This window comes from Aneurinibacillus thermoaerophilus, from assembly GCF_019603355.1.
Lineage (GTDB): Bacteria > Bacillota > Bacilli > Aneurinibacillales > Aneurinibacillaceae > Aneurinibacillus > Aneurinibacillus thermoaerophilus.
The window spans coordinates 2,464,546-2,490,504 of record NZ_CP080764.1 but is presented as its reverse complement, the minus strand read 5'-3'; the positions used below and the strand labels follow the sequence as shown (position 1 = coordinate 2,490,504).

26 protein-coding genes and 1 riboswitch are annotated in these 25,959 nt (G+C 47.0%); of the genes, 18 read left to right on the top strand and 8 right to left on the bottom strand.

Features of this window, described 5'->3' with window-relative positions:
• Positions 1–4 precede the first annotated feature (4 nt).
• Positions 5–508: a DUF3907 family protein gene (locus K3F53_RS12970; RefSeq protein WP_057898167.1), complete on the top strand. Its 504-nt coding sequence runs from the start codon at positions 5–7 to the stop codon at positions 506–508.
• 158 nt (positions 509–666) lie between these two features.
• Here the strand turns inward: K3F53_RS12970 and K3F53_RS12965 are convergent, their stop codons facing one another.
• The gene (locus tag K3F53_RS12965) at positions 667–2,079 is read right to left on the bottom strand and encodes a S8 family peptidase (RefSeq protein ID WP_057898168.1); all 1,413 of its coding nucleotides are present in this window, start codon (positions 2,077–2,079) and stop codon (positions 667–669) included.
• A gap of 295 nt (positions 2,080–2,374) precedes the next feature.
• On the opposite strand from K3F53_RS12965, the gene acsA reads away from it, so the two are divergent.
• Together acsA and thiD are read left to right on the top strand one after the other, a co-directional pair.
• Positions 2,375–4,096, top strand: a complete 1,722-nt coding sequence (acsA, locus tag K3F53_RS12960; RefSeq protein ID WP_057898169.1) for an acetate--CoA ligase — start codon at positions 2,375–2,377, stop codon at positions 4,094–4,096.
• Positions 4,097–4,184: 88 nt separating this feature from the next.
• A riboswitch (TPP riboswitch) is annotated at positions 4,185–4,285 on the top strand.
• 106 nt (positions 4,286–4,391) lie between these two features.
• Positions 4,392–5,204 carry a bifunctional hydroxymethylpyrimidine kinase/phosphomethylpyrimidine kinase gene (gene thiD / locus K3F53_RS12955; protein ID WP_057898170.1) on the top strand — a complete coding sequence of 271 codons (813 nt, stop codon included), beginning with the start codon at positions 4,392–4,394 and terminating at the stop codon, positions 5,202–5,204.
• Positions 5,205–5,354: 150 nt separating this feature from the next.
• Here thiD and K3F53_RS12950 read toward each other — a convergent pair whose 3' ends face one another.
• Positions 5,355–5,723 carry a restriction endonuclease subunit S domain-containing protein gene (locus K3F53_RS12950; protein WP_057898171.1) on the bottom strand — a complete coding sequence of 123 codons (369 nt, stop codon included), beginning with the start codon at positions 5,721–5,723 and terminating at the stop codon, positions 5,355–5,357.
• Positions 5,724–5,883: 160 nt separating this feature from the next.
• On the opposite strand from K3F53_RS12950, the gene K3F53_RS12945 reads away from it, so the two are divergent.
• Positions 5,884–6,282 carry a helix-turn-helix transcriptional regulator gene (locus K3F53_RS12945; protein WP_057898172.1) on the top strand — a complete coding sequence of 133 codons (399 nt, stop codon included), beginning with the start codon at positions 5,884–5,886 and terminating at the stop codon, positions 6,280–6,282.
• Between the two features lie 226 nt (positions 6,283–6,508).
• Entirely contained in the window at positions 6,509–7,093 is a 585-nt protein-coding gene (locus K3F53_RS12940; protein ID WP_057898173.1) for a class I SAM-dependent methyltransferase, read from the top strand.
• Between the two features lie 199 nt (positions 7,094–7,292).
• Here K3F53_RS12940 and K3F53_RS12935 read toward each other — a convergent pair whose 3' ends face one another.
• Positions 7,293–7,748, bottom strand: a complete 456-nt coding sequence (locus tag K3F53_RS12935; protein ID WP_057900260.1) for an acyl-CoA thioesterase — start codon at positions 7,746–7,748, stop codon at positions 7,293–7,295.
• Positions 7,749–7,919: 171 nt separating this feature from the next.
• Here K3F53_RS12935 and K3F53_RS12930 point away from each other — a divergent pair, with 171 nt between their 5' ends.
• Positions 7,920–8,222: a hypothetical protein gene (locus K3F53_RS12930; RefSeq protein ID WP_139184944.1), complete on the top strand. Its 303-nt coding sequence runs from the start codon at positions 7,920–7,922 to the stop codon at positions 8,220–8,222.
• 75 nt (positions 8,223–8,297) lie between these two features.
• Here the strand turns inward: K3F53_RS12930 and K3F53_RS12925 are convergent, their stop codons facing one another.
• Together K3F53_RS12925 and K3F53_RS12920 are read right to left on the bottom strand one after the other, a co-directional pair.
• The gene (locus K3F53_RS12925; RefSeq protein WP_057898175.1) at positions 8,298–9,050 is read right to left on the bottom strand and encodes an ABC transporter permease; all 753 of its coding nucleotides are present in this window, start codon (positions 9,048–9,050) and stop codon (positions 8,298–8,300) included.
• Entirely contained in the window at positions 9,047–9,721 is a 675-nt protein-coding gene (locus K3F53_RS12920; protein WP_220559030.1) for an ABC transporter ATP-binding protein, read from the bottom strand. Before K3F53_RS12920 ends, K3F53_RS12925 begins: the two co-directional genes overlap by 4 nt.
• A gap of 121 nt (positions 9,722–9,842) precedes the next feature.
• Between K3F53_RS12920 and K3F53_RS12915 the strand changes: the two genes are divergently transcribed.
• Both K3F53_RS12915 and K3F53_RS12910 read left to right on the top strand, forming a co-directional pair.
• Entirely contained in the window at positions 9,843–11,024 is a 1,182-nt protein-coding gene (locus tag K3F53_RS12915; RefSeq protein ID WP_057898177.1) for a rhomboid family intramembrane serine protease, read from the top strand.
• Between the two features lie 123 nt (positions 11,025–11,147).
• A complete protein-coding gene (locus K3F53_RS12910; RefSeq protein ID WP_220559029.1) occupies positions 11,148–12,683 on the top strand; it encodes a fumarate hydratase in 1,536 nt (511 codons plus the stop codon).
• A gap of 91 nt (positions 12,684–12,774) precedes the next feature.
• Here the strand turns inward: K3F53_RS12910 and K3F53_RS12905 are convergent, their stop codons facing one another.
• Complete coding sequence (locus K3F53_RS12905) at positions 12,775–12,975, bottom strand: hypothetical protein (RefSeq protein WP_057898179.1); 201 nt, start codon at positions 12,973–12,975, stop codon at positions 12,775–12,777.
• A gap of 171 nt (positions 12,976–13,146) precedes the next feature.
• On the opposite strand from K3F53_RS12905, the gene K3F53_RS12900 reads away from it, so the two are divergent.
• From K3F53_RS12900 to K3F53_RS12890, 3 genes are all read left to right on the top strand, one after another.
• Positions 13,147–14,067, top strand: coding sequence for an EamA family transporter (locus K3F53_RS12900; RefSeq protein WP_322787657.1), 921 nt, complete (start codon positions 13,147–13,149; stop codon positions 14,065–14,067).
• A 67-nt stretch (positions 14,068–14,134) separates the two neighbouring features.
• On the top strand, positions 14,135–15,205 hold the full coding sequence (locus K3F53_RS12895; RefSeq protein WP_057898181.1) for a M42 family metallopeptidase: 1,071 nt from the start codon (positions 14,135–14,137) through the stop codon (positions 15,203–15,205).
• Positions 15,206–15,224: 19 nt separating this feature from the next.
• Positions 15,225–15,740 carry a hypothetical protein gene (locus K3F53_RS12890; RefSeq protein ID WP_057898182.1) on the top strand — a complete coding sequence of 172 codons (516 nt, stop codon included), beginning with the start codon at positions 15,225–15,227 and terminating at the stop codon, positions 15,738–15,740.
• A 269-nt stretch (positions 15,741–16,009) separates the two neighbouring features.
• Here K3F53_RS12890 and K3F53_RS12885 read toward each other — a convergent pair whose 3' ends face one another.
• Both K3F53_RS12885 and cax read right to left on the bottom strand, forming a co-directional pair.
• Complete coding sequence (locus tag K3F53_RS12885) at positions 16,010–16,507, bottom strand: hypothetical protein (RefSeq protein ID WP_057898183.1); 498 nt, start codon at positions 16,505–16,507, stop codon at positions 16,010–16,012.
• A 15-nt stretch (positions 16,508–16,522) separates the two neighbouring features.
• Entirely contained in the window at positions 16,523–17,575 is a 1,053-nt protein-coding gene (gene cax, locus K3F53_RS12880) for a calcium/proton exchanger (protein ID WP_246615636.1), read from the bottom strand.
• Between the two features lie 128 nt (positions 17,576–17,703).
• Between cax and K3F53_RS12875 the strand changes: the two genes are divergently transcribed.
• The 7 genes from K3F53_RS12875 to K3F53_RS12845 all read left to right on the top strand — a co-directional run bounded on the left by K3F53_RS12875 (position 17,704) and on the right by K3F53_RS12845 (position 25,890).
• Positions 17,704–19,008, top strand: a complete 1,305-nt coding sequence (locus K3F53_RS12875; RefSeq protein WP_057898185.1) for a UDP-glucose dehydrogenase family protein — start codon at positions 17,704–17,706, stop codon at positions 19,006–19,008.
• Between the two features lie 152 nt (positions 19,009–19,160).
• Complete coding sequence (locus tag K3F53_RS12870) at positions 19,161–20,363, top strand: hypothetical protein (RefSeq protein ID WP_220559028.1); 1,203 nt, start codon at positions 19,161–19,163, stop codon at positions 20,361–20,363.
• 37 nt (positions 20,364–20,400) lie between these two features.
• Positions 20,401–21,162 (top strand): hypothetical protein, encoded by a 762-nt coding sequence (locus K3F53_RS12865; protein WP_057898187.1) that lies wholly within the window; start codon positions 20,401–20,403, stop codon positions 21,160–21,162.
• A 3-nt stretch (positions 21,163–21,165) separates the two neighbouring features.
• Entirely contained in the window at positions 21,166–22,665 is a 1,500-nt protein-coding gene (locus K3F53_RS12860; protein WP_057898188.1) for a glycosyltransferase family 39 protein, read from the top strand.
• Between the two features lie 76 nt (positions 22,666–22,741).
• Positions 22,742–23,665 carry an FTR1 family iron permease gene (locus K3F53_RS12855; RefSeq protein WP_057898189.1) on the top strand — a complete coding sequence of 308 codons (924 nt, stop codon included), beginning with the start codon at positions 22,742–22,744 and terminating at the stop codon, positions 23,663–23,665.
• Between the two features lie 46 nt (positions 23,666–23,711).
• Complete coding sequence (locus K3F53_RS12850; protein WP_220559027.1) at positions 23,712–25,193, top strand: alkaline phosphatase family protein; 1,482 nt, start codon at positions 23,712–23,714, stop codon at positions 25,191–25,193.
• On the top strand, positions 25,156–25,890 hold the full coding sequence (locus K3F53_RS12845) for a glycosyltransferase family 2 protein (protein WP_057898191.1): 735 nt from the start codon (positions 25,156–25,158) through the stop codon (positions 25,888–25,890). The genes K3F53_RS12850 and K3F53_RS12845 overlap by 38 nt, the downstream gene beginning before the upstream one ends.
• Positions 25,891–25,959 lie beyond the last annotated feature (69 nt).

Here is a 25,959-nt window from a genome sequence, read left to right as displayed (position 1 = left end):
TCTTATGCCAGAGACTCAGTTGAAAGAAATCTGTGAGGAGTCCTACAACAGGCTGAAAAAGGTTTGTATGGAATTGGAGAAATTTTTGAACACCACAACATTAAATCAGCTTGTGCAAGCGTCTTCAGACCCTGAACAGTATGAGTCATATTACCGGGATTACCTGTCAGATCTCCGCCATTTACTCGTCAATTGTGAGAATGCGTATGAAAAATTAGGTATTTGTTTGCGACGTGCCCGTTTCAACAAAGAATTTGCGGAAGAGGCCCTCTACTTGGTGTACCATACGTGTGTGAACTTATTTTTCTATCCTAAAGGGGAAGTGTATGAGGAAGATGGACGCAATTCGTACACAGGTCGCGATGCGATTATCTTCCACAAAGAAGTGACGCCGGAATTGAAAGCGCTGACGTTAGGAATGTCCAAGGTATTCGAATATTTGCGTGACGAGCTTCAATATTATGAGACAGATTACGTAACTATGAAGCGTATGAGTGCAACACATTAAACAGTTAAATGAAAACCTCCGTTATCCGCTTTCGGGATGACGGAGGTTTTTATTACTTAAAAAAGTATATTTTGCTTTAAAGTGTAAAAAGTAATATACTTTCTTTTTTTATAGTTTAGAGAAGAAAAAGTTACGAAACGTTTGCCCGCGCGCTTTTCTCATGGAAACAATTTCTGAAGCTGTTCCCAGAATGTATTTTTTTGTGTAGGTTTAGTGGCTGAAGGCGTGGTATTTTGCGTGTGGGTGCCGGCCAACTGCAGGGCGTGGGGTACGTTTACAATGCCGTATCCGTAATAATGATCCCAGCCAGGCTGACCCGCGTCCCAGGTAGCTGCACGTATAATTTTCATAACTTCGCTATTGTTTAGTTCCGGGTTTAGCGAACGAATAAGCCCGGCTAACCCGGCGACATGTGGGCACGCCATGGAAGTACCGGAAAGGGAGGCGTAGTCACCCTGCACATATGTGCTTGGAATATCCACGCCTGGCGCCGCTACGTCGATGTAGGAACCGTAATTCGAAAAATTCGCCTGATTTCCTTGCCAATCAATCGCAGCGACGCTGATAACTTCCGGATATGCGGCGGGAAAACTCGGTTGGGAGGTGTGATCGTTTCCGCTGGCCGCCACCATGACAACGTTTTTACTAAATGCGTATTTGATCGCATCATGTAGTACGTTAGACGGGTGATAATTGCCCACACTCATATTAATTACGCTGGCTCCGTGATCGGCTGCCCAAATGATACCGCGGGCAATATCGAACGATGAGCCGCTTCCGTCGCTTCCAATACCTTTAATAGGCATAATTTTATTGTTCCAAGCAATGCCTGCAATTCCTTCACGGTTGTTTGTTTTGGCAGCGATAATTCCGGCGACATGCGTGCCGTGGCCGTTATCGTCCTGAGGGCGATCGGAGTCGTTGAGCACATTATGGCCTTTGACAAGCTTGCCCTGGAATTCGGGGTGCGTCAGATCGACCCCTGTATCGATGACCGCGATGATGACGTTTTCTCGCCCTTTGCTAATGTCCCAAGCTTGTTCCATGTTAATGGCAGGCATATTCCATTGGTAGCGTGGATAAAGCATATCGTTTGGCGTTGCGTTGGGAAGCAAAAGATAGTTTGGCTCCGCAAACTGCACGTTTGGCCGCTTGTTGAAATATGCGATCAGTTCGTCGGCAGACATGGTTCGCGATTTGAAAATATACATGCTTCCGAATCGCGCTTTTTCCCAGCCGTTAATTGCCTGTATCATTTGTTTGAGCTCGGTGGGAGAAGGCGGACGCTTGAATTTTACGGTCACTTCGCGTTTCATGTAGTGGCTTGTTTCATTGCTGTTGTGATGAATTGTGATGACGTGTTCACTATTGTTCAGCCTGGTGCGTGTTTCATTCAGTCCGCTGATGTAGTTAATGCGGTAAAATTTATGTGGTTTTGTCTGTTGTGAAACAGATGAAGTGTCCGGTTTCTTTGGAGGGGCTTCGCTTTGTTCTGGCTGGGCCAGAAGAAAGCAAGCACCCGCAAAAATGACAGCCAGCCCGCCTACCGCGTATCGAGTAAAGTTTCTCATAGCTATCCTCCTTTCCGCAAGCGTGCGGTTAGGTATAGCGTTTGGCTGGCACCTCGATCGTATGAACGGTGAATTTTAACAGCTGCTTTTAACAGCATATTAAGCGTAAAGGAAACATCAATGAAAACTAAAATAAATATAAAAAATCATAATTTTAAAAAGGTAAACGCTTTATTTTGTCGAATACATGTAGTACATTGTTATATAACAAGATGTATACAAACACCAAGACATATAGATAGAACGATAAGGGCTTGGGGAAAATTGCATTCGTTTGGGGATGGGGGTAGAAATCATGGCTACAAAAGAAGGACTACAGGATATTATGATGCTTGACGAAACGGCAAATTTAAAAAATTACGAGGAAGCCGTTCGTACCATGGATTGGAAAGAAGTGGAGAAGAATTTTTCCTGGCATGAAACAGGAAACGTAAACATTGTATACGAGGCGATTGATAGGCATGTAGATACAGGAAATGGCGATAAGATCGCGTTGCTTTATATGGATGGAGAGCGGGAAGAACGATACACGTACGCGGAGTTGCGTCAGTTGTCCTGCCGATTCGCTAATGGATTGAAGGCGAAAGGTGTAAAAAAAGGTGACAGGGTCTTTATTTTTATGCCGCGCAGTCCCGAGCTGTATATTGCTTTGCTTGGAATTGTACGCATCGGTGCCATCGCGGGTCCGCTGTTTGAAGCGTTTATGGAGGATGCGGTGCGCGATCGTTTGCTGGACAGCGGTTCCGTGGCTGTCGTAACGACACAGTCCTTGCTGTATCGCATTCCTGTGGAGGAATTGCCGGAATTAAAACACGTGATTCTTGTCGGAGCCGAAGGAAAAACAGCAGAAAATCAAACGTTGTATCAGGAACTAATGTCCATATCCGATGAATATATAATCGAGTGGGTAGAGCGTGAATCAGGCATGCTGTTGCATTACACATCGGGCTCCACCGGTAAGCCGAAAGGCGTTTATCAGGTGCATGATGCCATGGTGCATCAATACCTGTCCGGAAAATGGGTATACGACCTGCGCGAAGGTGATGTTTACTGGTGTACGGCGGATCCGGGATGGGTAACCGGAACATCAGCGGGTATGTGGGCGCCGTGGTTGAACGGTGTGACGGTTGTGCTGCGCGGTGGACGCTTTAAGCCAGCCGATTGGTACGCTACGCTGGAGAAATATAAAGTGAACGTGTGGTTCAGTGCGCCGACCGCATTTCGTATGCTGATGGGTGAAGGGGATGAATTGCCGAAACGGTATAACCTTTCCCATTTGAGGCATATTCTTTCAGCGGGAGAGCCGCTTAACCCGGAAGTTATCCGCTGGGGATTGGATGTGCTGAACCTACGTATTCATGATAACTGGTGGATGACAGAAACGGGTTCGACCATCTGCGCAAACTACCGTTCCATGCCGATTCGTCCGGGTTCGATGGGGAAGCCGTTGCCCGGCATTAAGATGGCGGTTGTTGATGACGAAGGCAATGAATTGCCGCCGAATACAATGGGGAACCTCGCGATTATGCCACCATGGCCGGCTATGATGCGCCAAATCTGGAACAATCCGGCTAAGTATGAAGAATACTTTAGAACTGGTTGGTATATTTCTGGTGATTCTGCGTATATGGATGAAGACGGCTATTTCTGGTTTGAAGGGCGCGTGGATGATGTCATTAATACGTCCGGCGAACGTGTTGGTCCATTTGAGGTTGAAAGCAAACTGGTAGAGCATCCGGCGGTGGCAGAAGCCGGCGTAATCGGGGTACCGGATCCGGTGCGTGGAGAGATTATTAAGGCGTTTATTACGCTTCGTGCAGGATATGAGGCGAGTGACGCTCTAAAAGAAGAAATTCGTCTTTTCGTTAAAGAGCGTCTTGCTGCACATGCGGCACCGCGCCAGATCGAATTTCGCGACAAGCTTCCAAAGACGCGTTCTGGCAAAATTATGCGTCGTGTGCTAAAAGCGTGGGAGCTTGGTCTGCCGACTGGTGATCTGTCGACTATGGAAGAGTAAAAGAGTCAAAAAGAGAGGATGATTCTTTTCTGGTTCTTCTTGACGCTTTGGCGTAGAAGGAGTACCATTGGAATGAACTCAATACGAAAACCGCCACTAGGGGAGCTCTTGGGCTGAGAGAAGCGCTTGCTTCGACCCTTAGAACCTGATCCGGATAATGCCGGCGGAGGGAAGTGGACGGGTGATGCCGCGTAGCTGCGCTTATATATGCATCTCACACGCCACTCCACCGGGGGGCGTTTTTTGTATATGAAGGGAAAATGCAGGAAGCAGACAGCGAAGAGAGGTGTGTATAATGACAGTGCATAAAGCACTAACAGTAGCAGGGTCTGATAGCGGCGGCGGCGCCGGTATTCAGGCGGACTTAAAGACATTTCAGGAGCTTGGTGTATACGGCATGTCCGTACTTACCGCACTTACGGCACAGAATACGCAGGGGGTACACGGCGTGTTTCCAGTTCCTCCTGAGTTTATCGCGCAGCAAATGGATGCGGTGCTTTCGGATATCGGGACGGACGCAGTAAAAACGGGGATGCTATTTAATAGCATCATTATTGAAACGGTCGCAAAAAAACTCAAGGAATATAATGTGCGTAATTATGTGCTCGATCCGGTCATGGTTGCCAAAGGAGGTGCCCCTTTGTTAGTTACGGAAGCGGTGGCTGCCGTCAAGGAACATCTGCTGCCGCTTGCGACGGTCGTTACTCCTAATCTTCCGGAGGCGAAAGTGTTGACAGGCATGGAAAAGATTGAAACGAAAGAAGAGATGAAAGAAGCGGCTAAATTGCTTCACGATTGGGGAGCGCAACATGTAGTAATTAAAGGTGGACACGGCACAGACGACATTGTGACCGACCTGTTGTATGACGGGCGCGAGTTTGTAGAATTGTCCGCTGAACGATTCCATACGCAGCATACGCACGGTACCGGCTGCACGTTTGCGGCCGCCATCGCGGCGGGGCTCGCCTCTGGAAAAAACGTTCGGGAGGCAGTAAAGCAGGCAAAGGTCTTCATTACGGCCGCTATTAGTCATCCGCTCGGTATCGGACACGGCCACGGTCCAACCAACCATTGGGCGTACCGAAGAGAAGGAAGCAACGATGTTTAAGGCATGAAATAAATGGGCGTGTTTTGCAGTAAGTATAGAAAGAAGAAATGAGGGGTCAGGCTCGTAACAGAAAAGGCTCGTGTCTTTTTTGTTGCCTATTCCTGACCTCTCGCCTTATTTATAGAATCTTACTGAAATTTTACTGAATATTTATATTGTTGCTTTTTGGTTTGCGTTTTTACTCTTTTTCAGTGTTTCTTTGATTTCGTTCAGTGTTGACAATATTTCATCATCCAATCTTTCGTCCAGTTTTTCCACCTTTTCTTCCAACTGGATGACCAGTTGGGCGACGCGGGCAATTTCTTCTTTGCTGGGCAGGTTATTTTCATTGAGAATTTGGTCTACCATCTTCTTGTATTGCTCCTGGGAATAAAAAAACCATTTTTGATATTCTCCGATCATAGACGCGTATTCTGTTGTCTTAATGAAATCGTCTATCGTTTTCCCGAAAGTTTTTTCCACAAGGTCGTACCAACTCTTCCACATTTGCACTGGATCGAACGTTTGATTGGATGCCACGCGAATCCCTCCTGTTTTTAATCTCTCACTTTTATATTACGTATGGTAGGTAAAATATACAAACAAAAATCTTTAAAAAATTAAAAAATATATGTTATTTTTCTGTTTGGTTGTTCGTATAGTGAAATGAATAGGACACGATAAGGGGGAGAAGTATGTTATGGGGAATAGCAAAAACGAACATAGTAAAGATAAAGTTTACGTCTGTAGCGCGAGCGCGCCGAAAAATTTACTGATACCCTGTGTCTTGCTTTTGCTCCGCCGGATGAGTAACTATGGATATCAAATTGTTCATGATTTGGTAGAATTCGGATTTTCTTCTATTGATCCTGGTTATGTATACCGGATCTTGCGGCAGTTAGAGAGTGAAAAATTTGTGCAATCACGTTGGGAAGTTTCCAGCGGGGGACCTCCCAAAAGGATGTACTCTATCACTGATGTAGGAAATGAATACCTTGATACGTGGTCTCAAGCCTTAGAAAAGTATCAATACACATTGAAGCGTTTTTTTAGCATGTATGAACGGCTTTTATTTTCTTCAACCGAAAACAAAAAGTAGATTATTTTTAAGAAAGCAGAAGTGCTTCAGGTGTATATCAGCCGTTTCAAATTTCATGTTTTGCGTAAAGGATGCTCGTGACTTCAGTCATGAGAGGAATTTACGCTAGACTCAGGCGTGCCTTATGGCACGTGAATGAGCCTACATCCCTCGTTTCTATTCACAGCATGTAGCATTCTATTCCTTAATTAGCTAGAATTGAGGAAAAGGGGCGGGAGGTGAAAGCATGGATTACGTAGAGCGGAATCGGGCTTCTTTTGATAAACTGGCCAATCAGACAGGGGTGAAATGGCGTCATCATGAACTGACGATACAATTTATTTCAGCGTTTCAAATGCTTCTGGGCGGTAATTGCGTGTTGGATCTCGGTTGCGGCGCGGGGCATGATGCGCTTCGGCTCAAGCGGTATGACCTGCAGGTGCAAGGGCTTGATATTAGCGAAGTTATGCTTGAGCAGGCCAAACAAAAAGTCCAGGGTGTGGAATTTATTCAAGGGGATTTCCGCCATATTCCGACGGGAAGCGAACGGTATGACGGTGTGTGGGCGAACGCTTCACTCATTTATCTTACAAAAGAGGATTTACATAAGGCTTTAGATGAAGTATATCGAGTATTAAAGCCGGGTGGTGTATTTTTTTCTTCTTACCGTCTGGGTGAAGGAGATGTGGTTATTGACAATATCTTTCACCAATTGTATGGAGAAGAGGAGATTCAGAATGTTTTGCGTTCGCATGGCTTCCGCATTTTTGATAGGACGAATACAGGAGGCGGAGACGAACCGTACCTGAGCCTTTATGCCATTAAGCAATAATCCATTTGATTACATAAAATAGCCAAAGGAAGTCCTTCCTTTGGCTATTTTTGGTGATGCGCCTGGCATGGGCGTCATCTCCAGGGTTCAAGTCCCGAATGGCGAAAGCAGTAGTAGCCATTAGCTTAAGACAAGGGTGTCGACCAAACAAGAACTTGCATTTTTTCATAGGTGAGAGGACGGGGATGACTCTTCTTTCCTACTCGGTTGTGTACTGTTGTTTTGCCAGAGTGCGACGTCGGTTGCGGATTTCGAAACGCTCAGGGGCGGTGCGGTAGTTCCAGCGTTCTTCTTCTGTTTCGGGAAGCACAGGCGGAACGGGCGTTGGTTTGCCGTTCTCGTCTAAGGCGACGAACGTCAAATAAGCCTGTGAAGTTAAACGGCGTTCTCCTGTAAGCAGATTTTCCGCTTCTACTTTTACATAAACCTCCATGGATGTGTTGTGTGTCCATGATACATAGGCTTCTAAGCAGATGGCTTCACTCGTGCAGATCGGCGCCAAAAAATCGAGGCTGTCACTTGATGCGGTCACTACTTGCCTGCGGCAGTGTCGCATAGCCGTGATGCTAGCGACTTTATCAATATATGCCATAACTTTGCCCCCGAAAATTGTGCCATGGTAGTTCGTGTCTGGGGGTAGCACAATATCGGTCATAATCGTGCGGGATTCGCTTGTCTTTTTCGCTTGCAAATGGTGTTCACCTCCACAAAGTTAAAGTAGGCAGGCACCTAATTTGCCGCCTCTGGGCAAGTGTCGTGTCTTACCGTCTCATGGGTGAATACAGTGTAGCAGATTAAAAAAATACATGAATGGAGGAAGTTACACGTGTATTCTCATTATCCCATGGGCATGGTTCAGACGACGGATGTGGAAATCGTTAAGTGTTACTATCACATGGAGAAGATGAAGTATTACGAGTACAAGTGTCATAAGCATATGCATCATAAAAAGCACTACAAGAAGTATTATAAACGTTATTGTTACCACAGAAAAATGTATGAACATTATTACAAAAAAGGCTATTATGCAATGCCATACCCGACTGCCTCGGCACAGCAACCAATGTCGCCTTCGTGCTATCCGACCGCTCACTACGATAAGCGTGACGATAGCTCTTCCAGCTACTGAGATAATATAGCATACAAAAAAACGGGGCGTGTTTGTCCCTCTTTTGTAGGGACAAACACGTCCCCTTTGTTTTTCTTATTTCCAACCTATGTATTGATGGTTGCGGTTGAAAAGGGTGGGGTAGACGAGAAAACCGAGAATAATGCTTGTCAGGGCGGAAGCGGCCGTAAACGAAAACATAATCAATAGTTGATAGCGAACCGCTTCAATGGGACTTGTACCCGCGATAATTAATCCGGTCATCATGCCGGGAAGCTGGACGAGCCCGATCGTTTTCATAGAATCAATAACCGGGATCATACCGGCGCGAATTGCCTGGCGGGTCATACGTTCGCTTGCCTGGCGGCTTGTAGCTCCTAGCGAAAGCGCCACGAGAATTTCTTCCCGCATTGATTCTGCTCGTTCTCGCATTTGGTTAAGCAGGAGGGAAGAGACGATCATGCAGTTGCCGATCACCATACCGCTGATTGGAATGATGGATTTCGGCTCCCAGTGAATCAGATCAAGCGCCAGCATCATACCAATTGTGAATCCAGTTACAACCGAGATGGTGAAAAAAATACGAGCAAATACATGCGGAACGCCTTTGCCTCGTTTGGCCGAATTATGGGCTGCAACAAGAACCATCATGAACAGCATGCAAGCAATAAACGCCCAGTGCCGGCTTGAAAACACGAATTCCAGTACATATCCCACAGCGACTAATTGAATGATCGCGCGGATCGTGCCGATAAACATGTCACGTTCAAGCTTTAGTCTAAGCTGGAGCGATAAAAGTATGGCAATAAATACGAAACTAACAGTCATAATGGTAGCCAGTATACTCATTTGATCGTACGCTCCTTCAATCGCCCACCTTCAAGATGCCATTGGATGTTTCCGAGGCGTGTTGCCTGTTCCGGAGAATGGGTAATCCATAGTATAGTGTGTCCTTTCGCGTGGTAATTGCGGATTTCCTGTTCGATATGTTCCGTTGTTTTTTTATCGAGTGCAGAGGTTGGTTCATCCAGTAGCAGCACATCCGGTGCAAGCGACAGTGACCGGGCGATATTGACTCGTTGTTTTTCACCGCCGGATAGCTCTCCAACGTTGCGTGATAAGTAATCACGGGGGAGGCTGACACGATCTAGCAATTTTTGCATCTCTTGTTTTTCTAATTTGCCGCCCCTGATTTTTGTGGGATAATCGAGATTGTCCGCTACGGTGCCAGGGAACAAAATGGGTACTTGGAAGACATAATGCAGGTTTCGGCGCAGTTCGGGAGGATTCCAGTCAGAAAGCGGTTTTCCCTGATAGACGATACGTCCTTTGTCAGGCTCTTCAAGGCGAGTTAACAGGCGGAACAGCGTGCTTTTTCCGGTTCCGGAAGGGCCTGTAATTGTAATGAAGGCGCCTTGCGGGACAGAAGCCGTGATACCGCATAGTGGCATGGCAATATGCCCGGATGTTGCATATGATTTTGAAACATCAGAGAGCTCAATGATGGCTCTTTTTTCCATGAAGGCCACCACCTCCTTTATATGTAGGAATTACATTTAGTATGCATGTATAGTATATATAAGTATGGGGAGATGTTGGAAGAGATGGATCAATGATATTTACATAGAAAGGAAGAATTTTTTGAACAACACCATTGCATATCAGTACATATGGAAAATTTCATATCGGCTTGTGGTAGAAGAAGATTATACGGTGCTTCACTCAGAAGAAGGGATCGTTCATTTGTTGCGGCAGAAAGGAAAAGAGTGCCACTACATCCAGCTTCGGCTCGCCGACTTTTTATGGGAAGGCACGCTGATATATGATGTGCGGGAGAGTGCCGCGCGCCTAGAAGATTTGCGCAGGCGGTTCGGCGTGCGGGCTATGAAAGGCAGGATCGTATATGTATGTTATGAATCGGTAGCGGATAGTATGCGGGAAGCGCTACGCGCCGAGCAAGGGATAGACGAATTCCAAGTTTCGCTCGATGTTGCCGCTTATGCGCTTTTAGAGAGACGCTGGATAAGCAAGGGGGAAAGCTCGGGAAATCATATGCTGTATTCTTCGGCTTTGTTTGCGGAAACAGAGATTTCGGAAAATGATCCTCCGGCTTCGTATTGGATGCAGCGCATCGAACAGACAGAAGTGGAACGGGAGCGGGAACTGCGAGAAACGTTTTTTTACGGCAGGCCGCGCTTTACGTATTTTTTCCTCGTCATTATTATCGCGCTGTTTATTTTGATGGAACTGAGCGGAGGAAGCCAAAATCCTCGCGTTCTTCTCTTTTTCGGGGCAAAATATACACCGCTGATTCTTGAAGGAGAATGGTGGCGCTTTATTACTCCGATGTTTTTGCATATTGGTTTGATGCATATTCTATTTAATGGGTTTGCATTATATTCTCTGGGAACGTTGACTGAGCAGTTATATGGTTCGGTCAGGTACTTTATCATTTACATGCTTGCTGGCATCAGTGGGGTCGTAGGGAGCTTTGCGTTTTCTCCCAATCTTTCCGCAGGGGCGTCTGGCGCAATATTTGGCTTGTTTGGCGCGCTGTTATATTTTGGCACACAGAATAAATCCTTGTTTTTTCAAACGCTTGGGACAAATATTCTTGTTGTGCTTGGAATTAACCTGGCTATCGGTTTTTTATCACCGCAGATTATCGATAATTATGCCCACTTGGGGGGGCTTATCGGCGGTTTTCTTGCTTCAGCGATTGTTGGGTTGCCTCGAAAAAAAGGGAATCCATTTATAAAAGCGGGAGCCTTTATCTTGCTTGCCGTATTGATATGGTGGGGAATGAAACGAGGCGGACTGTGATTTTCATATTTTCTTTCCCAAAAGCCTAAAAGATTCAGCATAGATAAATTCCTTTCCCCTTCGGGAAATGTCCGATATAATAAACAATTGAAAGTGATTTTTCACAAAAAGGGGTAGGAGTGTATGAAACAGTTTAAGGATAGCATATACAAGCTGATCGTCGAAACATCCACCAATCTGCCTCCGGATGTGCGCAGAGCGATTGCAAAAGCAAGACAAAAAGAAAACGCGGGCACTCGTGCGGCTCTTTCTCTAGCTACGATTGCACAAAATATTGAAATGGCGGAAACAAATGTATCGCCTATCTGTCAGGACACTGGTATGCCAACGTTCGAAGTGCATACACCAGTAGGATCGAATCAGATTGAAATGAAGAAAGCCATTCAGGAAGCAATTGAACTCGCAACAAAGAACGGCAAGTTGCGTCCGAACTCCGTCGATTCATTGACCGGTGAGAACAGCGGCACAAACCTTGGACCGGGAACGCCGGTGATTCACTTCGAACAATGGGAGAAAGACGAAATTGAAGTGAAGCTGATTTTGAAAGGCGGCGGCTGTGAGAACAAAAACATCCAGTATAGCCTTCCGACTGAGCTTGAAGGGCTTGGCAAAGCAGGCCGTGACCTGGATGGTATCCGTAAATGCATTTTGCATAGCGTATACCAGGCGCAGGGACAGGGCTGTAGCGCCGGCTTTATTGGTGTGGGCATTGGCGGTGACCGGACGACCGGTTATGCGCTTGCAAAAGAGCAGCTCTTCCGCAAAGTGGATGATGTGAATCCGAACCCGGAACTTGCGAAACTGGAAGACTACATTATGGAAAAGGCGAACGCACTTGGCATCGGTACGATGGGCTTCGGCGGTGAAACAACGTTATTGGGCTGTAAAATCGGCGCCATAAATCGTCTGCCTGCAAGTTTTTTCGTATCCGTGGCCTACAACTGTTGGGCGTTCCGCCGTCAGGGGGTAACGATTGACCCGGCAACTGGTGCAATTAAGGACTGGTTATATAAAGAAGAAGGAAAAATTGACCTGAATGAGGGTGTGCAAGAGCAGCCAGTGCAGGTGGAAGAGCGCCGTCAGGTTGTCCTGCAATATCCAATTACAGAAGAACAAGTGCGCAGCCTGAAAGTGGGCGATGTGGTGATTATTAACGGTCTGATTCACACAGGGCGTGACGCTTTCCATAAGTACATGATGGATCACGACTGTCCGGTTGATTTGAATGGCGGCGTTATTTATCACTGTGGTCCGGTTATGTTGAAAGATGAGAACGGTGAATGGCACGTCAAAGCGGCTGGTCCGACGACAAGCATCCGTGAGGAGCCGTATCAAGCGGATATTATGAAGAAATTCGGCATTCGTGTTGTTATCGGCAAAGGCGGTATGGGCTCGAAAACACTTCAGGGACTTAAGGAACACGGCGGCGTATACCTCAATGCTATCGGAGGCGCAGCCCAGTACTATGCAGATTGCGTGAAGAAAGTAGAAGGTGTTGATTTCCTTGAATTTGGTATTCCGGAGGCAATGTGGCACCTTCAGGTAGAAGGGTTTGCTGCCATTGTTACGATGGATTCGCATGGCAATAGTTTGCATGCGGATGTGGACAAAAGCTCTTTTGAAAAATTGGCGAAATTTGCTGAACCGGTATTTAGTTAACACTATTTTTGTCGAAATTGGCGAAGCCAGCAAGTCATTTGCTGGCTTTTTTGCTTGAACAGGTATAATGATTGAGAAAGGATGTTACCAATTAGAAAAAGTCTTTCCCTTCATCTTGGTTATCACGCGCCGCGTCGATAGCGCCGAGCACGATGTGAGCAAGCCCAAAGCCGGCCAGTCCCCAAGCATAAGAATTGTTAGGCTGAATATCCGTATGGCGACGGTTCATCATGCTAAGCCCGGTCAACGTAACGGCCGTTCCGAGCGCGATCGGGATAATCCCTTTTCTCATCAGTCCAGCACCTCCTGATAACATGGTTCCCTGATCGGGGACGGGATATGTTTGTCATTGTTTGTATAGAAATGTAGTACAATAAAAGGGCAGTTTTTTTATCTAAAATCGCACAGACTCCCCCTACCTATAAGCGTTAGCCATAGGTGGAGAGTTGACAAGAAGCCTACATTGCAGAAAGGAGATGGCGTAGAGATGGTGTACTGGCGTTCCGTGCTGCTTGTATTTCTCGGTGCGTGCAGTTACGGAATATTATCAACATTCGTTAAGCTCGCATATCAAGCGGGGTTTGTGCCAGCGGAAGTCAGCGGTAGCCAGATGTTTTTGGCTATGACATTCATGTGGACGGTTGCGCTTTTATTTTCTAAGCCAAGATTGAAAAAAAAGCATTGGCCTGTGCTAATGGGAATCGGTGTGATGAGCGGACTGACCGGTGTGTTTTATTATCAATCTTTGCAATATGTCCCGGCTTCGATTGCGATTGTCCTGCTATTCCAGTTCACCTGGATCGGTGTGCTGGCAGAAGCTGTAATGGAACGGAGGCGGCCCGGCTGGGAAAAAATAGGGGCACTCGTTTTGCTTGCCATCGGTACGGTACTGGCTGGTGGCATATTTTCCTCGACATTCGGAGAGCTTAAGCTGATCGGGGTGGTATACGGACTTCTTTCCGCATTTACGTATGCGATGTTTGTTATTTTTAGCGGAAAAGCTTCAGAAGATCTTCATCCTTACACACGTTCCGCTGTCATTCTTACCGGTTCGGTACTTGTGACGTTTCTGGTTTACCCACCTGTCTTTCTTATTAATGGAGCGTTTGCGGAAGGACTGCTTGTGTATTCACTGCTTTTGGCCCTGTTCGGCGGTGTGATTCCGACGCTTTTTTTTACGCTCGGCGTGCCTCATATCGGTGGAGGGCTTGCTACGATTTTAGGTGCTGCAGAGCTTCCTATGGCCGTATTTATGTCGAATACGGTGTTGAAAGAAAGCGTAAGCGCTTGGCAATGGTTTGGCGTAGCTGTGATTTTGCTTGGAATTGCCGTACCGGAAATTGCCCGCAAATGCCGGGCGGCTGTTTTACAGAAGGCTGATTAATTGGTCTTTTTGTTTTTTTCTGGTATGCTCAAGAAAGATACGAAAAAGGGTAAAGGGGTAAGATTGTATGGATAAACAAATGACGCTGTTTAAACGGTTAACAGAAGCGTGCGGTGCTCCTGGATTTGAAGGAGAAGTTCGTGCCATTATAAAGGAGTACATAAGTGAAACGACAAATGAGATCGTTTTTGATAATTTGGGAAGCATTTTTGGTGTGCTGCGCGGCGACGAGAACGGCCCGAAAATTATGGTAGCTGGTCATATGGATGAGGTTGGTTTTATGGTAACACGCATTACGGATCAAGGGTTTATCCAGTTTCAGCCGCTGGGCGGATGGTGGAGCCAGGTTCTGCTGGCGCAACGCGTACAGATTATCACGAACAACGGCCCGATCATGGGCGTTATCAGTTCCATTCCACCGCATGTGTTGCCGGAAAGCAGAAAGAATAAACCGATGGATATAAAAGATATGTTCATCGATATCGGAGCGGATAATAAAGAAGACGCAGAGGAAATTGGCGTCCGTCCCGGACAGCCTATTTTGCCCGTTTGTCCGTTCACGGTAATGGGAAATCCGAAGAAGATGATGGCTAAAGCATGGGATAATCGGTATGGTTGCGCGCTTGCCGTGGAAATGATGCAGGAAATGAAAGATGCGAAGCACCCGAACATAATTTATGGCGGAGCGACGGTGCAGGAGGAAGTTGGCTTGCGTGGCGCCGGGACGGCGGCAAACATGATCGAGCCGGATGTGTTCTTTGCGTTGGATGCAAGTCCGGCCGGGGATATTCCGGGTCTCAAGGAAGGGATGGGCAAGCTCGGGAAAGGGCTATTGATGCGTATTATGGACCGGACGATGGTAACGTTGCCAGGGTTGCGTGATTTTATGATTGATACGGCTGAAGAGTTAGGCATTCGTTATCAATTTTTCGTTTCTCCGGGCGGAACGGATGCGGGACGAGTACACTTGACGGGAAAAGGGGTTCCATCGGCTGTTATCGGCATTCCGGCCCGCTATATCCACAGCCACGCAGCCATTATTCATCGCGATGATTATGAGGCGGCTAAACAGCTTTTGCTGGCGCTGTTAAAGCGCCTGGATCACGCGGCATTAAAGCGCATTAAAGAACGGCAGTAAAACGCGGAGGGGAAGCGTCGTGCAGTATTTATACTTGCACAGAATTACGAATAACAAACAGCAGGAAGCACAATACGTATACCGCTTTGATGATCACAGGCTTTCTCCCGGCAATCTGGTGATTCGCAAGCTGTTTTACTGTATGTTGCAAGCATTACAGGATGAATTGACAGACGTAGAGATCGAATATAATGACGCGGAAATCGTTAAGTTTGCCGGAATGGAGAGGGCGGTGGCATTCTTGACGCTGATGGGCGCGCAGAAAGCAGAACAGCGCGAATACCGGAAGGACGGCGTGTTGTTGAGCCGGACCTTTACGACAAAGCTTACGCCTGAACGGCTTACTTACTTCTTCGGCCTTCAGGATTTGGATGAAGTGTATCGTCTTCGTTTTTTGGCTGGAGAAGAGGAAAGGATTCATCTTTATTTTGCTAGCACGTTGAGTTGTCGATTATCTTTCCAGAAAGAAGAAACGTTTCTTGCACTTTTGGAACGTCATCGGGTGCCGCATAAAATTTTAGAGGCAAAGCGCTAATTTTTTGTCGATTTTTGCGTAAAAACAGGTGGATTTCCTAAATTTTCTATTGTTTCTTGCTGAATTTTATATTATTCTTTTTATGACAACTTATTCAAATGGTTGAGAGTTGTTGTTTTTTGGCTCCGCTTTTGCGGAGTCTTTTTTTGTCGACAAGAAGTTTGTTTGCCTCAGAAAATAAATATTAACAGGTGTGATATATACAGATGTTTTCCATATACACAAAAACCCGGAGAAAGGAATGCTTCTTCCAGGTTTTTGTGTATAGATTATATAATTTCGAATCCGGTAATCCCTTTAATGGGATTGTCCATGTTGCGGCCATCCCCATAATACAGGTAAACGGGACCATCTTTGCGGATCGGTTTGCCGTCGATCGCGAAACAGACAACCGCTTCATATGCCTCGCTTAAAGGAATACGTATTTCTTCACCGCTTTCCCGTTTACAAACCAGGGTAGAAGCGGTTTCGTTCGGTTCCGCGTTTTTCAGGAATGGGCCAAGGTTCATACCGTAATCGCCCACGATTTTTTTCTTTTCTGCGAACAGTTTCTCGCTTTGTTGCGTTGGGGCGACACCTTGCGTTAATTCGCGATCCCACCGTTGCCCGATTTTCATAAGAGAATCATCAGCACCTTCAGTTTTTTCTTGGCCGATGTTCGCAAAGAAATCCTCTAATTTGAATTTCCGATCATCGAAAATCCAGACGCTTGGATCAAGGGTAATGCTGTATTTTACATTGCCGCTGATGGTAATAACGTCTGCCATATTTTCTCACTCCTTTTATAGAAAGTAAAACGCGGCGCCAAGGATAACATACACGACAATGAGCAGCACGCCTTCGTACCAGTTGGTGTTTCCGTCGCGGGAGATGGACGACGCGATAAACGCGCTTACGCCGATGGCAGCTAATTCGTACGCCGTGAATATAAGATCCATCTGTTTGCCGAAGATAAGGCTAACAAAAACGAGCGTTGGTGCCACGAATAGCGCGATTTGCAGGCTGCTGCCGACCGCGATTTCCACGGACGCGCCGATTTTATTTTTCAATGCGAGGAAGATAGCTGCGCTGTGTTCGGCAGCGTTACCGACAATCGCAATCACGAAGGCACCGACGAAGATTTCGGACCAGCCGAGGGCGTGTGCCACCTCTTCAATACTATGCACCAGCCACTCGCTTGTAATCGCGACGAAGACGGTAGCCACTACCAGCATAATAATAGAGAATCCTTTCCCCCAGCGCTGACCTTCCTCGATTTCTTCTTCAACCGCCTGATCGGCCAGTTCTTCTTTATGCGTAATCATAGAGAAGATGAGCCACAGTATGTAAGCGATAATAAGAAGGCCAGCGATAATCAAACTCAGTGTGTCGATACGCTCCGGCTTCAACTGTTTAAGAAATACGGCCGGAATAAACAGCGCGATTACGGAAAGCAGCATGAGCGACGCGTTATGGCCGGCCAGAATCGGGTTAAAGCGCTGTTCTTTGAATTTTAGGCCACCAGCGATAACGCTGAGTCCAAGGACGAGCAGCAAGTTCCCGATGATGGAGCCAGTGATGCTCGCTTTCACCATGTCGAACAAACCTTCTTTAATAAGGAAAATGGCGATAATAAGTTCAGCCGCGTTGCCAAACGTAGCGTTCAGAAAGCCGCCGATGCGTTCGCCAGCGTAATGGGCGACATTCTCCGTTGCGCGGCCGAGAAGCGCAGCCAGCATAATGATGGCCGCCGAGGTTGTGACAAATTGCAGGCCGGATGATTGGGTGAAGTAATGTGCCCAGCCGCTTAGCGCTGTCAGCGCGATGACGAGCGCAAAAAACATTTTCTGATTCAAAAAATTCCCTCGCTTTCTTCACCGATTCCTTGATTTTTGGTTTGCGGATGAATAACCTAAACAATAGTGTAAAACAAAGAAGAAGAAAAAAGCAAAAATTTTTCACATATCGATAGGAGAAACGGAAAATGAAAAAAATAGCTGTAATCGGAGCGGGATATGCGGGGCTAGCCGTAGCTACTGGTCTGGCTCATTTCGGCAACAAAATTCGCTGTTTCGATATAGATGAAAAGAAAATCGCATTGCTTTCCGAAGGAGACCTTCCGTTTTACGAACCGGAGATGGAAGAAGAGCTGCACCAGCAGGTGGCGGAGGGAAGGCTTTCATTTGAAACAAACGTTGTGGAAGGTGTCACATGGGCGGATATCGTTTTTATTGCGGTAGGAACACCAGGGATGGAAAAAGGAGCCGCTGACGTATCAGCGGTGTTGGAAGTGGCTGAAACCATCGGGCGGCATAGCGGGACGGATACGGTTGTCGTTATTAAAAGTACAGTTCCGCTTGGTACATGTGAAAAGGTGCAGGATGTGCTGCGTAAAACGGCACAAGGTCGATGGTCCTGCGATGTGGTGGCTAACCCAGAGTTCTTAAGAGAAGGGCAAGCGCTGCGAGACTTTTTCCATCCGGCTCGGATTGTTATCGGCGCGGAAAGCGAACGAGCGGTAGAAACGATGCGAGCGCTGTACGCTCCACTAGTAAAGGCCGGGGTACCGTTTTTAATCACGGATTTCAGAACGGCGGAAATGATTAAATACAGCGCCAACAGCTTTTTGGCGATGAAAGTTGCTTTTATAAATGAAATCGCGCGGCTGTGCGATGCGATGGGGGCGGATGTCACAGCTGTGGTGAAGGCGTTGGGAGCCGATCCGCGCATTGGGAACCAGTATCTGTCGCCAGGACCTGGCTACGGAGGTTCGTGCCTGCCGAAAGATACGGAAGCATTCGCCTTGTCCGCGCGGGAAGCAGAAGCGCCGCTTACGATTGTAGAAGCGGTAATCGAAAGCAATAAACGGCATAAACTTTATGTGGCGGAAAAAGTAAAACAAGAATTTTCTGATTTAAGAGGCATTAGGCTTGCTGTTTTTGGGCTCGCGTTCAAAGCGGGAACGGACGATATGCGCGAATCACCGGCTGTTGCCATTATCGAACAGTTACTTAAGGAAGGCGCACAAGTCTCGGTGTATGATCCGGAGGCGCTCATCAATGCGAAAAAGAGGTGGAGGAAACAGCTGGCATACGGGAAGAATCCGTATGAAACAGCAAAGGGGGCCTGCGCGGTGCTGGTATTGACTGAATGGCCCGAATTTCTTGCGCTTGATGCAGAAAAGCTGGGTAGAGTAATGAAGAAAAAAGTGTTGTTTGATTTTCGTAATTTGTATAACAGAAGCGTCTGGGAACGCGCTGGTTTTCAGTACAGAGGGATGGGGCGATAAAAAATGTTATAACGGAGAATAAGTTTCTTTCTTTTTATTGACAATAGTTATCATTCGCACTAAACTATATAGCGAACATGAAATGATAATAAATTTTACTGTATTATCTGTATTATCTTTATAAGCACCTAGAGGGAGAAGGGATTTCGATAATGAAAGCATGGAAAGTATTGACCACTATAGCAGTCGCGACGATGTTTGTACTATCTGGATGCGGTACTGGACAGGAAGCAGCTAAGTCGCAGACGGAGAGTAAACAGGCGCAGGCAACGGAAACGAAAACAGAATCGAACAAGCCGCAAGAAGGGCAATTTAATGCTACCGCTTATACTTCCGCGTTAAAAGAACTTGTTAGCTTGGTGAAGAAAGGTGAAGACAAAACGCCGGTAGATTGGGATAAGGCGCAGAAAGCATACGACGAAAAGCTGAAGCAGCACGTTCAGATGCTGGATGGAGAATATAAAGAAAAGGTTGATGAGCAGCTGACTGCAGCGCTTACCGCCGGTAAAGCGGGACAGATGCCTGCGTCAGTAGTGGGCCAAATCGTCGATAAACTGCTTCAGAAAACGGCATTTTTGACGGCACGTTACGAGTTTAAGCAGGCGGACGACAGATTTGACAATAAAGAAGAAGCGAAAAAAGCGGTAGCAACCGCAAAAGAAGTTTATGAAGCTTCTTTGAAAGGCACGATGGAGAAGCGCGATAACGCGTATCAGACTCAGCTGTTGAGCGCCATTGATACCGGATTTTCCGAAATGAACAGCGCTATTGATAAAGGTGATAAACTGGCGTACAATCTCGGCAAACAAATGGTTGATAAATCGCTCATGAAAGGTTTCTATCTCGCTTCTGGCGGTGAAAAAGGCTACGCTTACAAAATTGAAAAAGGCGTCCAAGAAGGTGAGAAGCAGGAGAAGTTGAAAGAGATGCAGGCTGAGGGGTGGGCGTTCTTCCAATCGCTTCAGGGATACCTGTCAAAGCATGATAAGGAATCTGCGGATTATATTAACCAACAGTTTGATCTGTCCAACGATCCGAAAACGATCAAAGGTGGCAAAATAAATGCAGCGTATATTCGTGCAATTACAGCTACAGCCAAGAGTGAATATGACGAATCATTCAAAAATTGGGGACAAGACAAAGCGGTGATTACTTCTTTAGAAGGTGCGCTTTTTCTCGATATGATAAAATTGGATTTACCGAAAGTGCTGGGAGATAAGGCGAAGGCGGATAAGCTGCTTGAACAGGCGCAACAACATTTGAATGCCGTGAAAGCAGGCGATAAGCAAAAAGCGGAAGCAATTTATAAAGAAATGACACCAGCGCTTGACAAGCTTACATCCTACGGTAAATAATTGAAAAATTATATCATAAAGAGCAGGGGGCATGGTTATGAAACAATCAGCGTTCATTTCCGCCCTCTTTGTTTGCTTGCTTATGTTTACGCTTGCGCCGGTGCCGGCGTGGGCGTATTCATACGGGAATCCAAACGAAGAGGCCGTAGCGGAAAACTACAAACAAGTGGCGGCAAAATTGAATCAGGATCCTCCGGATTACAGCGGAGCGATTCAAGTATTCCAGTCTATTAAGGGAGAACTGGACATGCACATGGGGCCTGAGCCGGCGAAAGTGATGATTCAGGCGCTTGAGGATAAAGATAAAGAAGCGGCCCTGAAAGCGTATCATCAAGTGCTCGTGCTGAACATCGCACGTCGCATGGAGAGTGTAGAAAAAGACTTTAAAAATTATGAACAAAATAAACTTTTGCTTGCAAAAGCAAGGGCTACATACGAAGCACTTTCCCCGATCGTGAAAGAAAAAAACCAAGCGCTTGACCAAAAAGTGCGCGCTGCGTTCGATGAAGCGCTTGCTTCGCTTGGCAACCCGGGCTTGTTCGGCGTTGGGATAAAAGAGCCGGATCAGGCCAAATACAAGGAAAAGAAAGAAGAGATTTATAAAACGCTACAGGACAAGTTTCAATTGAAAGACATAGAAGTTGGCCACTTTAAACCGGGCGAAGGACCGGGCAATACGGCAAACGCGAAAAAAACATCCACTGGTATCAGTGACTTGAAAAACTGGGTTCCGCTCGCGGTGATCGTGATCGTACTTGGATTCATTATTTTTCGGACGATGCGCAAACGGCGCGGATAAACGATGAAGCGCGCAGCATTGATAACCTTCTTGGCGTTGCTTGTCCGTCTGCCGTTTTTGGCGCAAGGACCGGGTGGATGGGATGATGTGGATTTTGCGCTAGGGCTGCAAGAGTATGATTTGGCAGCGATGCAGCCTCATTTTCCCGGTTACCCGATATATATGCTGGTTGCGTTTTTATTCGGCAGTTTGACTGACAATCCCTTTCTTGCGCTGTCCGCGCTATCCGCCGTGGCGGCATCGCTTACCGTTTTCCCGTTATATAGCATCTCTTTACGTTGCGGCGGAAAGCGGGTGGCTGATGCCGCTTGCTTGTTGTGGGCTGTAGCGCCGCTTTCGGTTGTGCTCGGGACGCAGCCGTTATCAGACAGCTTTGGTACATTGCTGGCCACATTGCTTGTCGCAAGCAGTCTTCGTGCGCTGGATGGAACGCTTGGCGAACGGCGACGAGCACTGGCTCTTTTGGTGAGCGGGATTTTGCTTGGACTTTTGTACGGTGTACGGGTGTCATATATCATGCTGGGAGCTGTACCGCTTTGGGCCGGATATGTATATGGGCGGGATACAAAGCGGTGGATGGACGTGGCGAATGCTGCGTTTGGAGCCGCTCTTGTGTCGTTGTTATGGGTGTATGCAATGGCGGTGAACGTAGGAAGCATGCAAGGGCTGTGGGAGCTTGCGCGCGCTTTTACTGGCGGTCATTTCTCCGATTGGGGTGGCGCGTACACCGGGGGAAATATCATGGAGCGTTTTGGCTATTGGATGTTACGCCAGTGGCTGGCGGCGGGGCTGGGCGCGCCATGGCCGGGACAGCACTGGATAAGTCTGGGCGTGCTTGTTCTTTTGCCGGTAGCTCTGGTCGGATGGTGGATGGTGCAAAAGAAAGTGCGTCGGACAGCGCGTACACGTTGGCGTGAAGCCGGACTTTTTTTTATGTGGATTGTTCCGTATTTTTGGTGGGCGTTTTTTGCTCAGAATGTAGAGAAACCGCGCCATATTTTGCCGTTGCTTGTTCCTTTGCTTCAGGGACTTGCGTTTGGTTTCCTAAGCTGGCGGAGAGCAGGGAGAGTCTTTTTGCTGGCATTTGCCGCATGTATGGCGGCGGTGAGCTGGACACAGATTCATGATCAGCGGACGCAGGCGTCACCGATGGTGCAGCTTGCGGATTATGCCGCGCTACATTTGCCGGCTTCAGGTGTGGTGTACACATACGAAGAAGAACGAGTGATGCGTTATCGTCATCCGTCGCTACAGGTGGTTCGTTTGCGCGGCTGGCCTGTGTTTCAAACATCGGTTCTTAGCCTGAGAGCGCAGCCTGAATCCGTGTTTATGACCGATGCGGTCTTGGAAGGCTTTCATAAACCGATCTTGCGGCAATATGTCAGGGAACGCGCACGTTTTACGGGAAACCCTTGGCTGTACCCGACGTATCATCGCATTATTTTGTATGAGATTCGTCCAGATCGGAAAGTGGAATGGCGCAATTGTATCCGAAATGGATAATTGATTTCACCCGTTCTTCCACTTATAATGAGAATGAAAATAATTATTGATTAGTGATTTTGAGGGAGTGGCGAGCATGGAGTTGCAGGCTTTTTTAATTACGTTCCGCGAAGCTCTGGAAGCGTTGCTCATTGTCGGAATTATTACCTCCTATTTAAAGAGGGTCAACCGTCCTGAATTCACCAAATACGTATGGTTAGGTGCAGCGCTTGCGATCATTGCTTCGCTTGGTCTCGCCTTGGTCTTCCAGGTAGTGTTGGATGGCTTCGCTACGATGGGCGCACAGACCTACATGAAAGTGGGGATTATGATCATTTCCGGTCTTTTGCTCACGCAAATGGTGTTTTGGATGGCGGCGCAAGCGAAGGATATTTCAAGCGAAATGAAGGGCAAATATGATAGGTTTATTACGACGGGCAACGTGATTGGCATGGTAGTTCACGCATTTCTCGTCGTCTTACGCGAAGGGGTTGAGACGGTATTTTTTTTCGCGGCGATTACGGGTGGCGATATTGGAAAAGCGATGCAAACGTGGGGCTCGTTTGGCGGCATCGTGCTTGCAGCGGTTGTCTCCTTTCTGTTCTTCCGCGGAACAATGCGCATTCCGCTTAAAACTTTCTTCAAAGTAACCGGAGCATTTATTGTGTTGATTGCCGCTGGATTAATCGTGCAGGCGATTTCAATTTTGCAGGATATGAACATTCTCGGATCGCTCGTGCCTCATGTATATGACTTAACGTGGTTTATGCCAGAGCATCCGATTGATGAGCAGCACTATATTCGCGATACGGGACATACGCCTGTTATTTCCGGAGATGTAGGTGTTTTCCTTAAAGCGTTGTTTGGATATGCATCCTCCCCTTCGCTGGAAGAATGCCTGGTTTACTGGGGATACTTCCTAGGGCTGTATCTGCTTTTACGCGGCAGAAATGAACGGAAAGACGCGGCGGAAGGGATGGAGTATGCGAAGGAGAGTCAGGCAAAGATTAAAGAAGCATGAGAGCCGGCGCAGCCGGCTTTTATCTTTGCGGGAGAGGAGAACGACAATGAAAAAAGCGTCAGCGTTTGAAATTATTGCGGCCCGCTGCTGGAATGTGTTGAACGAAGGGAAGACATTTACTCCTGTATATGTAACGGGCATTGCATTTCTTTACTATGTGGCAACCGACTGGCAGACAGATAAATTTTTTGTGGCTCTACTCTGCTTATTGCCGTTGTTTGTAATTTATTATGCGTATGATTTTCCATTGTATTTACGATGGTTTTTATGGCTGCCTCTGCTTGCCGCGACCTGGCTGTTTGGTGTGCTCGATATAGGGCTGTTGCTGTTTAGTCTTGGTATGTATATTTTTTTCACCGTGTTTTTCTGGGGAACATTGTATTATCATTTGCGGATCGGTACAACCTGGTGGAATTTCTTGCGTATCTGGAAACTATTCTTGAAAAATACGGACTCCACCAGTGGTAATGTCTTTGAGCAAGCGCCGAAGTTTTTTCTTCAGCTTCTTGTTTTTTCAGCGATTTATAATGTGCCAGAGCCAGCGGCACTTCTAGGAAAGCTAGTGGTGTTTTCAGCGGCGCTGCTTGTAGCTTCATACATGATTCACAAATATTTATTTAATTGGAAGCCGGTAGAATACCCAACATATACCGATCCGGCTGATTTGCCGAAAAAGCCGCTGGCAAAAAAGGTGGTTGTGGTTGTTATTGATGGTTGCCGCAAAGAGCGTCTTTATGAAGCGGATGCGCCGTTTTTGCATCGTTTGATGCAGGAAGGAACCGTGTATGAAACGATGGAAACGATTTATCCAGCTCGCACCGTTACCTGCTTTTCTTCTATGTTTACGGGAACGTATCCGAGCGAACATGGCATTAAATCCAATATGGTATGGAGTTTATTAGTGAAAGTGGAAAGCATATTCGACGTACTGAAAAAGCAGGGAAAAAAGGGAGTGCTGTTCGGGTGCGCGCATCTGATCGATGCATTCGGTGATTATGTTGAAAGTTTCACTGCGGTTTCGCACAACGATATTGTTGATAGAAAGATTATGGAGCAGGCCAAAGTCATTTACGAGCGGGAAAATCCTGATTTGTTTGTTGTACAGATGATTGCTGTAGACCAGACCGGACATAGCCGGGGTGTGCTATACCCGGAATATCTAGAGAAAATAAAAGAAGCGGATGAACTTATCGCTGATTTTCACGCCTGGCTGATGAAGCGCGGCGAAATGGATGAAACGGCGTTTATTGTTATGGCGGATCATGGCCAAGGAAACGGGATTGGCGGACACGGTCATCTGGATGTTGGCGAGCGGTTCGTACCGTTTCTCATGCATGGTCCAATGATTCAGCGTGGGAAGCGGGTGGAAGAATTTCGCAGCATTGTATCGCTTGCCCCGACCATTAGCGCTTTGCTAGGCGTACCGCTGCCCGATCACGCGCGCGGACCGATCCTAAAAGAAGCATTCAAAGCGGAGGAGTCGATAGAAGATGAAGAAGCTTATCATCGTTATTCCCGCATTCAATGAAGAAGCATCCGTAGGTACGGTTATTGCCAAAGTGCCGCATGCATTTGATCCGGATGTAAAAGTGGAAATACTGGTTGTCAATGACGGTTCGACTGACCGTACGGTGGAAGCAGCGGAGCGCGCTGGCGCGGAACATATTATGACATTTTCCAAAAACAGAGGATTAGGCGCTGCAGTGCGCGAAGGGTTGAAAGAAGCATATCGGCTGGGTGCCGATCTTGCGGTGATGATCGACGCGGACGACGAATACCCGGCTGATCATATCCCGCGTGTGGTAGCGCCGATTTTGAAAGGCGAGGCAGATTATGTGCTCGCTTCCCGTTTTCGTCGACGCGTGCGCGGCATGAAATTGTATCGCCGGCTTGGTAATTACTTTTTTACCGCGCTGCAGATGTTGCTTCTGCGCAAATGGATTACGGACGGACAAACCGGCTTTCGCGCTTTTTCGCGTCCGGTGTTGCGAGATATGGACATTATTCATGATTATAACTACGCCCAGGTAATGACAATGAATATTGTGCGCCAGGGTTATCGTCTCGCTGAAGTAGACATCCCATACAAAGTGAGAGAAACGGGCGAATCGTTTATTACATTTTGGGGTTACTTGATCAATGTCTTCCCGGCCATCTGGCGGGAATGGCGGCGGACGGACATGAAAAAGCATTCCGGCCGCTTTGATTCAAGAATGCAGGAATAAAAATAAAGCAGGCGGGTGAGCAACTAAGTTCCCACCCGCTACGTTTTTTCTTATCATGTAAGTAGCAAA

Bases quoted from the DNA above. Each gene is read 5' to 3' on its own strand.
- K3F53_RS12945 (WP_057898172.1), top strand. From the start codon at position 5,884: ATGGGGAATAGCAAAAACGAACATAGTAAAGATAAAGTTTACGTCTGT.
- K3F53_RS12895 (WP_057898181.1), top strand. From the start codon at position 14,135: ATGGATAAACAAATGACGCTGTTTAAACGGTTAACAGAAGCGTGCGGT.
- K3F53_RS12940 (WP_057898173.1), top strand. From the start codon at position 6,509: ATGGATTACGTAGAGCGGAATCGGGCTTCTTTTGATAAACTGGCCAAT.
- thiD (WP_057898170.1), top strand. From the start codon at position 4,392: ATGACAGTGCATAAAGCACTAACAGTAGCAGGGTCTGATAGCGGCGGC.
- acsA (WP_057898169.1), top strand. From the start codon at position 2,375: ATGGCTACAAAAGAAGGACTACAGGATATTATGATGCTTGACGAAACG.
- K3F53_RS12850 (WP_220559027.1), top strand. From the start codon at position 23,712: ATGAAAAAAGCGTCAGCGTTTGAAATTATTGCGGCCCGCTGCTGGAAT.
- K3F53_RS12965 (WP_057898168.1), bottom strand. From the start codon at position 2,079: ATGAGAAACTTTACTCGATACGCGGTAGGCGGGCTGGCTGTCATTTTT.
- K3F53_RS12870 (WP_220559028.1), top strand. From the start codon at position 19,161: ATGAAAGCATGGAAAGTATTGACCACTATAGCAGTCGCGACGATGTTT.
- K3F53_RS12865 (WP_057898187.1), top strand. From the start codon at position 20,401: ATGAAACAATCAGCGTTCATTTCCGCCCTCTTTGTTTGCTTGCTTATG.
- K3F53_RS12875 (WP_057898185.1), top strand. From the start codon at position 17,704: ATGAAAAAAATAGCTGTAATCGGAGCGGGATATGCGGGGCTAGCCGTA.
- K3F53_RS12905 (WP_057898179.1), bottom strand. From the start codon at position 12,975: ATGAGAAAAGGGATTATCCCGATCGCGCTCGGAACGGCCGTTACGTTG.
- K3F53_RS12935 (WP_057900260.1), bottom strand. From the start codon at position 7,748: ATGACCGATATTGTGCTACCCCCAGACACGAACTACCATGGCACAATT.
- K3F53_RS12910 (WP_220559029.1), top strand. From the start codon at position 11,148: ATGAAACAGTTTAAGGATAGCATATACAAGCTGATCGTCGAAACATCC.
- K3F53_RS12885 (WP_057898183.1), bottom strand. From the start codon at position 16,507: ATGGCAGACGTTATTACCATCAGCGGCAATGTAAAATACAGCATTACC.
- K3F53_RS12925 (WP_057898175.1), bottom strand. From the start codon at position 9,050: ATGAGTATACTGGCTACCATTATGACTGTTAGTTTCGTATTTATTGCC.
- K3F53_RS12970 (WP_057898167.1), top strand. From the start codon at position 5: ATGCCAGAGACTCAGTTGAAAGAAATCTGTGAGGAGTCCTACAACAGG.
- K3F53_RS12920 (WP_220559030.1), bottom strand. From the start codon at position 9,721: ATGGAAAAAAGAGCCATCATTGAGCTCTCTGATGTTTCAAAATCATAT.
- K3F53_RS12860 (WP_057898188.1), top strand. From the start codon at position 21,166: ATGAAGCGCGCAGCATTGATAACCTTCTTGGCGTTGCTTGTCCGTCTG.
- K3F53_RS12845 (WP_057898191.1), top strand. From the start codon at position 25,156: ATGAAGAAGCTTATCATCGTTATTCCCGCATTCAATGAAGAAGCATCC.
- K3F53_RS12855 (WP_057898189.1), top strand. From the start codon at position 22,742: ATGGAGTTGCAGGCTTTTTTAATTACGTTCCGCGAAGCTCTGGAAGCG.